The organism is Cryobacterium glucosi (genome assembly GCF_004402235.1).
GTDB lineage: Bacteria > Actinomycetota > Actinomycetes > Actinomycetales > Microbacteriaceae > Cryobacterium > Cryobacterium glucosi.
This window is the reverse complement of sequence record NZ_SOFS01000014.1, coordinates 1-8,295: the sequence shown is the minus strand read 5'-3', so window position 1 is coordinate 8,295 and position 8,295 is coordinate 1. Positions and strand designations below refer to the sequence as shown.

The following is an 8,295-nucleotide window of genomic DNA, read 5'->3' as shown; positions in this document are numbered from 1 at the left end:
CGCGGGACCCGGCCGCGGCATCCCCCGCGGTGGCGACGGGCACGGATGCGGAGCGGGACGCGGCGGCGGCCTTCGCGGCCCCGGCGCGGCGCCGGCGGCGGAGCGCGAGGTTCAGGCTGCGGTTGCCGCGGGCGAGCACCTCGATGTCGGGGGCGGTGCTGTGCGCGCTGAGCTCATCGGCGCGACCGGCGTGGATGCCGCCGAGGAGGGGGTCGACGAGCCGGTCGAAGACCTCGTGGCCCATCCGCGGGACCACAATCTCGGCGATCGTGGGATCGGCCGGCAGGGTGCGCCCGGCGGGGAGCACGAGGTCGAGGAGTGCCCGGGCGAAGCCGAGCGGGGAGAGCAGGCGTGACCGGAGCAGCGGCAGCAGTCGGTCGGGGATGCCGAACACGGTTCCTGCGGGCAGCGTGCGGAGGCGTCCGCGGGACCAGATCCGCGATCCCCCGCTCGCGGGTGCGACGACGAGGTCGGCGAGGCCCAGGTCGGTGAGGAGGTTCACGGCGACGGGTGCGCGCACCATCAGCGCATCGGGGCCGGCGTCGACCGAGTGCCCGGCGAAGTCCTCGGTGATGATCTTGCCGCCGAGGCGGGGGGAGGCCTCGAGCACGGTGATCAGGACCCCGTCCCCGAGAGACTGGTGCAGATAGTGGGCTGTCGCCAGTCCGCTGATTCCGCCGCCGACGATGACGACCCGGGGTCGAGAGAGCACGTATGGTCCTTCCGTTGCCGGTGGACCGGCACAGTCGGAAGGCTGGAGCACACCGTTCCATCGATCCTACGGCTCGGCAGGAAAGGCTTTTCCGACACTAGTGTCGGCGGCCCGTTCTGCCGCGCCCCCGTGACCCGAGACCGCAGGAGCGCCTACTTGGCGTGCGCCTCGGTCTTCTGCAGCTGCCACTCGAGGTCGTCTGGCGAGAGATTGGCGTCGCGGAAGGCATCCGTCAGCGGCAGCTGCAGGCGCAGGTCGGTGCCGAGGCAGAGGGCGGCGTGGCCGGACTTCAGCTTGAAGTCGAGCACGTGGCCGCCGGCGCTGCGGTCGTCGGTGACGAAGTGGGCGTGGCAGCCGGGAACGCCGATGCCCTGCTCGTAGAGCGGGGTGCGGAAGCCGACGATCGTGCCGGTCACGTTGTGCAGCTCGACGATCGCGTCCTCATCTGTGGCCTCGACCATCGGGCGATACGGCTTCTCCTGCTTGACGACCGTGCGCATGGTGATCCACTCGAACTCGGCGTCGATCCGCAGCGCGTACATGTAGTTCTCCGACGAGGTCATGCGGTCGATGAAGGCGGATGCCTCCGCGCGCAGGACACCCTCCGGCAGATCGCTCTCGACGTGAGGGACGAAGTTCGTGACGACCGCGTACGGGGTGTGCGCGCCGAGATCGGCCTTGGAGACTCCGCCGTCGGCACGCAGCTGGTAGCAGCTGCCGTCGAGGATCAGCATCTCGCCGTCGAGCCCGTTGAAGGTGCCGATGCCGAAGCTGCCGTGGCCGAGCAGGTCGCGCACGGTCATCTCGCCCTCGTACACACCGTCGAGCAGGGCGCTCATCAGGCTCGTCTGGAAGATCTCGTGTCGGGAGACCGTGAATTCACTCACTGCAGCACATCGCTTTCCAGATCAGCCATGAGCTCATCCCGGTTGTTTCGGTAGTCGACGCGCACGTCGATGATGCTCGGCCCTGGCTCGGCCATGGCCTGTTTCAGCACGCCCGCGAAGTCGTCGAGGTGCGTGACCCGGTAGCCGTGGGCGCCGAAGGATTCGGCGTACTTGACCGCGTCGTAGTCGCCGAGCTGCACGCCGGAGGTGCGGCCGTACTTGCCCTGCTGCTGGAACGCGACCATGTCGTAGGTGCCGTCGTTGAAGATCACGTGGGTGAACGTCGAGCCGAGGCGCACCGCGGTCTCGAGTTCCATCGCCGAGTAGAGGAACCCGCCGTCGCCCGAGACGGAGACGACCGGGGTGCCCGGCCGCACGAGGGTCGCGGCGATCGCCCACGGAAGGGCGACGCCGAGGGTCTGCTGCCCGTTGGAGAAGAGCAGGGCACGCGGGTGATAGGTGCGGAAGTGCCTGGCCATGTAGATGTAGTGCGACCCCACGTCGCAGAGCACGGTCGTGTCATCGGGCAGCAGGTTGCGCATCGCGAGGGTCAGGGCCGCGGGGTGCACACCCTCCGACTCGTCGTCGTTCCAGTGCGGTTCGTCGGCCTCGGCGAGGCGGGCCCGTTCGGTGGCGACGACAGCGGATGCCGCGGCACTGAGCTCGAGGCCGTCGATCTGCCGGGCGAGCGCGTCGATGGTCTCGGCGACGTCGCCGCGCAGCTCGACCGTCGGGCGGTAGTAGTCGTCGAGGTCTGCGGAGAGCTCGTCGAGGTGGATGATCCGGCGCTGGTGGTCCTTGTTCCACTTCGAGGGCTCGTACTCGACGAAGTCGTAGCCGATCGCGAGGATGAGGTCGGCCTTGTGCAACAGGATGTCGCCCGGCTGGTTGCGGAACAGGCCCACCCGGCCGAGGTAGTGCTCTTCGAGCTCGTGGGACAGCACGCCGGCCGCCTGGAACGTCTCGACGACGGGCAGGTCGGCGACGCCGAGAAGGCGATGCAGGGCAACGGTCGCGCGGTCGGACCCTGCACGTGCGCCGGCTAGGATGACCGGGAACTTCGCACCCTTCAGAAGTGCGGCCGCGCGCGTGACACTCTCCGCCGGGGCGGCGCCGAGGCGCGGCACCCAGTGCGGTCCCGTCATCGACACGGTCGTCGTGTCGACGAGCACGTCACACGGGAGCACGACGGCGGCGGCGCCCTTGGGCTCCTGGGTCGCGCGTCGGAACGCGTTGGCGATGGCCTCCGGCACGTTGTCGGCGACGCTGACCTCGCCTGCGGACTTGGTCACGGCGGAGAGCATGCCGACGGCGTCCATGGACTGGTGGGTGCGCTTGAGCCGGTCGGCGCGGGAGACCGCGCCGCAGATCGCGACCATCGGGTCGCCCTCTGTCGTGGCCGTGAGCAGGCCGGTCGCGAGGTTGGAGGTGCCGGGCCCGCTCGTGACGAGCACGACCCCGGGCTGGCCGCTCAGCCGGCCGACGGCCGCGGCCATGAAGGCCGCATTCTGCTCGCGCCGGCAGACGATGAGTTCGGGGCCGTCGTCGACGAGGGCGTCGTAGACGGGGTCGATCTTGGCGCCGGGAACGCCGAACACCCATTTCACCCCGTGGGCCTTGAGCACCTCGACGACCCGGTCGGCCGAGCGCCGGGGCGCGGCGGGCGCGCCGAGGCCATCCGTTATCGAGGGGACCGCGGAATGAGGATCGGTCTGGACGCGGGCATCCGCCTGGATCGGGGCGTCCGCCACGGGGCCGCTGCCCAGGACAGTTGAATTGTTCGTCACGTCATGCCTTCCGGTTCGCCGTTCGAGCGGCTCCCTGTATCTATCGTCCCGCTCCGACAGATAAGAAACAACGCCGAATGGTGATGGAAACGATCTGTAAATGAGATGATGCACGAGTGGATGTGCGACAGTTCGAATTCTTCAGCGCGGTGGCGAGCGAACTGAGCTTCACGCGCGCCGCCGACCGACTCACGATCGCGCAGTCCGCGGTGTCCGCAGGGGTGCGGTCGCTCGAGAACGAACTCGGCGTCGAGCTCTTCGACCGCAGCCGCAGGCAGATCCGGCTCACCTCGACGGGCGAGCTGTTGCTGCCCAAGGTGCGCGAGGCGCTCGATGCCGTGAACGGGGTGCGCGATGCCGCCGAGGAGACCACCCACGCGATCACGGGGTCGATCGTGATCGGCCTGATGACCTCGGTCACCCTCGTCAACGTGCCGCGACTGCTCGGGCTGTTCCGCACCGGCCACCCGGGGGTCGGGGTGCGGCTGCGCGCGGCCAGGCGCGGTTCGGCCGGGCTCCTCGACGAGCTCGCGACCGGCGAACTCGACCTCGCCTTCCTCGCGCTCAGCGGACCCGTGCCCACCCAGCTCGTGGCCGCGCCGATCTCCTCCTCGCCGATGGTGCTCGTGGTCCCGGCCGATCACCGCCTCGCCACGGCCGGGCACGTCGGCCTCGACCATCTCGACGACCTCGCCCCCGAGGAATTCATCGACCTGCCGCCCGGCTACGCGAGCCGGCAGATCGTGGACGAGACCTTCGCCGCGGCCGGCCTCGAACGCCGGGTGATGATCGAGGTCTCCGACATCGGCACCGCCGCCGAATACGTGACCAACGGGCTCGGCGTCGCCCTGCTGCCCGAATTCGCCGCCCGGGACGCCCGCAACGTGCGACGCCTCCCCGTCGCGGGCATGCCCGACTTCACCGTCTACCTCGCGGCGTCGCGCACCCGGCGGCTCTCGGCGGCGGTGCGGGCCTTCATCGACCTGGCCCTCGCCGACGACGAGACCGGCGCGATCCGGTGATGCGGTGATGCGCTGATGCCCCGGCTCGTCGTGGTCCTCCCGCTCACGCCGCTCGCTGTCGGCGCCACCTTCCTGGTGCGCGACTGGCCCCTGCACGTGACGGTGCTGGCGCCGTTCCTGACGGATGCCGCGCCCGGCGCGATCAGGGAGGCTCTCGCGGCCTCGGCATCCGCCGTGCCCGCGCTGAGCGTGGTCGCCGGCGGCGCGGAACGCTTCGGGCGCCGCCACGACATTCCCGTGACCGTGCTCGAACCCGACCCCGGGCTGACCGCGCTGCACGACCTCGTGGTCGCGGCCGTGCGGCCGTTCGCGACTGCGCCAGGGGAGGCGGCGTTCACCGGAACCGAGTTCCGGGCGCACGTCACCGACAAGCACCACGCGCGGGTGAATACCGGCGACATCCTCGAACTCGGCCAGATCGCTCTCGTCGACATGGCGCCCCGGGCCGACCCGGCCGGTCGCGCCGTGCTCGCGACGATCCCGCTGCGCCCGCGCTCTCACTCGGCCCGCCCCTAGCTTCGGCGGCCGGCACGCGTCGCGCGTCACGTGTCGCAACCCAGCGCAGGCGCGCCCGTTGCGCCGCTTCGCGCCAGGCATGCCGGGCGCGAAGCGGCGCAGGGGGTGCGCGAGGAGAAAAGCTGCGTCAGGCGGCGAGCGGATGCGCCGCGAAGAACCTGAGGACGGCATCCGTCGCCCACGCGCTCTCGAGGAAGTAGCCGTGCCGGAGCCCGGGCAGCTCCCCGAATGCGGCATTCGGAATATGTTCGGCGAGGCGTTCGCCGTTCCCGGGAGGAGTGACCTCGTCGGCGTCGCCGTGCAGCACAAGCGTCGGCGCGGTGATCCCGGGGAGGTGGTCCCAGGCGTCGTGCGCGGTGCTCGCGCCGAACAGGAGGCGCCGGGTGTGGACCGAGGTCGGTCGTACGAACGTGGCCGCGACGAGCTCCGGGTGGGACGCGATGAAGGCATCCGTGAAGAACAGCGGACCCATGGAGAGCGCGTCGCCCCGGGCCATGCGCTGGGCGACGTCAGCCGTGCGGGTCAGACCCCGGTCATCGCCGCCGCTCGTCGCGCCGAGCACGAGGGCGCCCAGGCGATCGGGGTGGTTGATCGCGAACCACTGCGCGACCCGGCCGCCCATCGAGTGCCCGTACACGTGCGCCCTGTCGATCCCCGCGGCGTCCAGAGCGGCGACGATGTCCTCGGCGAGCGCCGCCGTCGTGAAGCGCGCGTCGGCGCCGGGCTCGCTGTCGCCGACCCCGCGCGTGTCGAATGTAATCACCCGGTGCCGGGCACCGAGCGTCGGCAGCAGCGGAGACCAGGACCGGCTCGAGACGCCCTGTCCCGCGACCAGGACGACGGGGTCACCTGTCGCGTTACCGCCGGTCGACGACCAGGCGATGCGGGCGCCGTCGGGCGCGAGGGCGTACTCCATGGATGCCTTCCGAGCGGGGCCTGGGACTCCCCCATCGTAACGAGCGCACCGGGGAGGGCGCCGCAGGCCTCAGCCGATGAAGGTGCTCGCCGTCACCTCGAATTCCTCGACGTCGACGATCGTCAGGTGCTGTTCGGCGCTCGAGTCGGCGCGAATCGACTCTGCGGGCTCCCTGCTCCCCGCGAGGGAGTCCTCCGAGTCCCAGAGCGTGATGGCCAGGGCCGTGTCGGTCTCCGTGCCTTTCAGGAAGTACATGCCGCGGCCGCCGGGGTTCGCGAGCACCCGCAGCATGGTCGCATTCTCATTCGCGTGGGGGTCGGTGTCTGGGCCGGTCCTGAAGGTGCTGATTCGGGCATACATCGTCAGCCCTCGACCATCATCACGACGGTTTCCGGGCGGACGCCGTCGAACTGCATCGCCTCAGCCGCGACTTCGGACGCCATCACCCGCTGGAAGACGTCCATGTCGGGCACGTCGGCGATCAGGCCGACCCTGTGGTCGTCGGTCGGGTCGATGAAGGTCTGGATGCTGATGCCGAGCGGCCCGAACACCTCGTCCCGCCGGGGTGAGTTGAGCCAGTGCTCGACGTCATCGACCTCATGGAATATCAACACCGTTGTCATGATTGCCTCTCTCGGTTCCGACGCTGGGACAGGAGGGTGAGCGGTTCGTTCGCGCGCGAACCGGCCATCGCGCAGACCGTACCGCCGCTTCCCCCCGAGCGATAGGGACGGTCGACGAAGCGCCGGGACCTCTGCTCGACGGTCCCTGAGATGTCGGCGGCCAGTGTGTCCGGAGAGATCACGGCAACAGCAACGCTCGGAGCGTCAGATTCTGGCGAAGGCGGCCGCGGAAGCACTGAGGGACACAGCGACGCAGTACGCCGTCGCCGGGCCGAGCAGGATGAAGACCGCAGGGACGGAGATTGTCGAAGCGATGATCGCGACGAGGATGACCAGGGGCAGGATCGTGCCGATGACAGCCACCAGGCCGGTCCGGCGCGGGTTGATCAGCGCAGGCACGATGAGGATCACGCAGATCACCCCGAACACGATCAGCGGCAGGCCGGATTCCCGGGGCCAGACCCCGTCGGGCCACACGACCGCCGCGAGCCAGGCAAGCGGAATGCCCCAGACGAACGCGATCCAGCCCCAGATTCGGGCCGCCTGCCACCCGCGGGTTTCGGTCCAGGCGGACATCACAACGACGAAAACGAGCCCGGCCACCACGGAGAGACACTGCAGCACGACGGTGACGATGACGCCCGTGCGGCCCATGGGCCCGAGCAAATTCCGGTCTGGCTGGCCCAGCCAGACGATGAACAACAACCACGGCAGTGCGGCTCCGATCGCGATCACACCGATCCGCGTCGCCTGCACGGATGCCCGCGCCCACCATACCTGTCGTGTTTCGAGCCCCGTATCCACCCGTGAACCCCCTCGTGGGGCGCTCGCCCCCTCTCGCAATCTAGGAAGGCCCGATGGCTGGCCAATGAACCACCGGCGTCCCAGACATGAAGACTCGGGCTCGGTGCCGGCTCCTCCGAGGGCCGGGGTGAAGGTGTTCCATCCCTTATGATCTGCACACGGGGGTATGGGATGCGCGGAATCGCGGCAACATGCGGGTTGATATCGGTGCTGGTGGCTCTTACGGGCTGCACGCGCGGTGACCGATTCCGCCGCCGCACGCGACCTCAGGTGGAATTCGAGCCACTTTGAACCTCCGTACGTGAACGCCTGGCGACGCATCACGTCGTCAGCGCGCACGGAAACAGACTTCCTTGTGCATGGGCACCGGTCGATGTCACGCTGCTGGCCGCCGACAGACGAAGATGGTATCAACCGATCCGTCCCCGCAGCCTCGTGCCTCCAGTTTGAATCGCAGATCATACGAACCCCTCCGTCCTTGCGAGGTTTGCCGATTGTCCGCAACTTGAATTCGGTGCGCGCCTCGATTCGTGCGCGATACGTTTCCATGTCAACCGTGCCTTCGTCGATATCTGCCGTCGCGGTGATGAATGCACGCGGCATCAGCGGGCAATATGCGCTCCCCTCGACCCACATGACGCCCTCGTCGAGCATGCTTGCCCCAAGCTGCTCCTGCCTGTAATCGGTGGAGGGGGTGAAGCCGAGCTCGAAGGTCGGCCGATAAAGCTTGTCGAAACGACGGCTACCGAAGTATCCGAGGTCGGCGTCAACGATTTCCGGACGAATGCCAGTGTTGAGGGCTCCACGCATGAGCGTGACCGCAGTGTTAGCTGTCTCGAGCATGGGGAGGTGGAGTGTCGCACTGAGGACGAGCTGAGGGAATCGGCGGCGGGTCGATAGGTTCGAGTCGACGCGGATGCCCTACGTGTCAGGGTGAGTTGAGGCGGGTAGCTCAGAGCAAGTTCGCCGTTTGACGTAGGGCGAGAATCAGGAAGTCCCACCATGTCCAGTCCCTCGTTGATCGCCGT

Annotated in this window: 9 protein-coding genes; 2 read left to right on the top strand and 7 right to left on the bottom strand. The window is 69.0% G+C overall.

Translation table 11 applies throughout. The annotated features are described in order from the left end of the window. From hemG to alsS, 3 genes are all read right to left on the bottom strand, one after another. The coding region (hemG, locus tag E3O46_RS05190) for a protoporphyrinogen oxidase (RefSeq protein WP_166790982.1) at positions 1-712 on the bottom strand (712 nt) is incomplete at its 3' end. 152 nt (positions 713-864) lie between these two features. Further along, positions 865-1,599, bottom strand: a complete 735-nt coding sequence (budA, locus tag E3O46_RS05185; protein WP_134447044.1) for an acetolactate decarboxylase — start codon at positions 1,597-1,599, stop codon at positions 865-867. Further along, positions 1,596-3,386, bottom strand: a complete 1,791-nt coding sequence (gene alsS, locus E3O46_RS05180; protein WP_241987338.1) for an acetolactate synthase AlsS — start codon at positions 3,384-3,386, stop codon at positions 1,596-1,598. Before alsS ends, budA begins: the two co-directional genes overlap by 4 nt. Positions 3,387-3,502: 116 nt before the next feature. Here alsS and E3O46_RS05175 point away from each other — a divergent pair, with 116 nt between their 5' ends. After that, complete coding sequence (locus E3O46_RS05175) at positions 3,503-4,408, top strand: LysR family transcriptional regulator (protein WP_241975239.1); 906 nt, start codon at positions 3,503-3,505, stop codon at positions 4,406-4,408. 15 nt (positions 4,409-4,423) lie between these two features. After that, positions 4,424-4,924: a 2'-5' RNA ligase family protein gene (locus tag E3O46_RS05170; protein ID WP_134447042.1), complete on the top strand. Its 501-nt coding sequence runs from the start codon at positions 4,424-4,426 to the stop codon at positions 4,922-4,924. Between the two features lie 127 nt (positions 4,925-5,051). On the opposite strand, the gene E3O46_RS05165 is transcribed toward E3O46_RS05170, so the two are convergent. From E3O46_RS05165 to E3O46_RS05150, 4 genes are all read right to left on the bottom strand, one after another. Continuing rightward, positions 5,052-5,840 (bottom strand): alpha/beta fold hydrolase, encoded by a 789-nt coding sequence (locus E3O46_RS05165; protein WP_134447040.1) that lies wholly within the window; start codon positions 5,838-5,840, stop codon positions 5,052-5,054. Positions 5,841-5,909: 69 nt separating this feature from the next. Beyond that, positions 5,910-6,131: a hypothetical protein gene (locus E3O46_RS05160; protein WP_241975240.1), complete on the bottom strand. Its 222-nt coding sequence runs from the start codon at positions 6,129-6,131 to the stop codon at positions 5,910-5,912. 71 nt (positions 6,132-6,202) lie between these two features. After that, entirely contained in the window at positions 6,203-6,463 is a 261-nt protein-coding gene (locus E3O46_RS05155; protein ID WP_134447036.1) for a hypothetical protein, read from the bottom strand. 204 nt (positions 6,464-6,667) lie between these two features. Beyond that, positions 6,668-8,110, bottom strand: a complete 1,443-nt coding sequence (locus tag E3O46_RS05150) for a hypothetical protein (protein ID WP_134447034.1) — start codon at positions 8,108-8,110, stop codon at positions 6,668-6,670. Positions 8,111-8,295: the final 185 nt, after the last annotated feature.

Coding starts and splice junctions, on each gene's coding strand:
- E3O46_RS05170 (WP_134447042.1), top strand. CDS start 4,424: ATGCCCCGGCTCGTCGTGGTCCTCCCGCTCACGCCGCTCGCTGTCGGC.
- E3O46_RS05165 (WP_134447040.1), bottom strand. CDS start 5,840: ATGGAGTACGCCCTCGCGCCCGACGGCGCCCGCATCGCCTGGTCGTCG.
- E3O46_RS05160 (WP_241975240.1), bottom strand. CDS start 6,131: ATGCTGCGGGTGCTCGCGAACCCCGGCGGCCGCGGCATGTACTTCCTG.
- E3O46_RS05155 (WP_134447036.1), bottom strand. CDS start 6,463: ATGACAACGGTGTTGATATTCCATGAGGTCGATGACGTCGAGCACTGG.
- E3O46_RS05150 (WP_134447034.1), bottom strand. CDS start 8,110: ATGCTCGAGACAGCTAACACTGCGGTCACGCTCATGCGTGGAGCCCTC.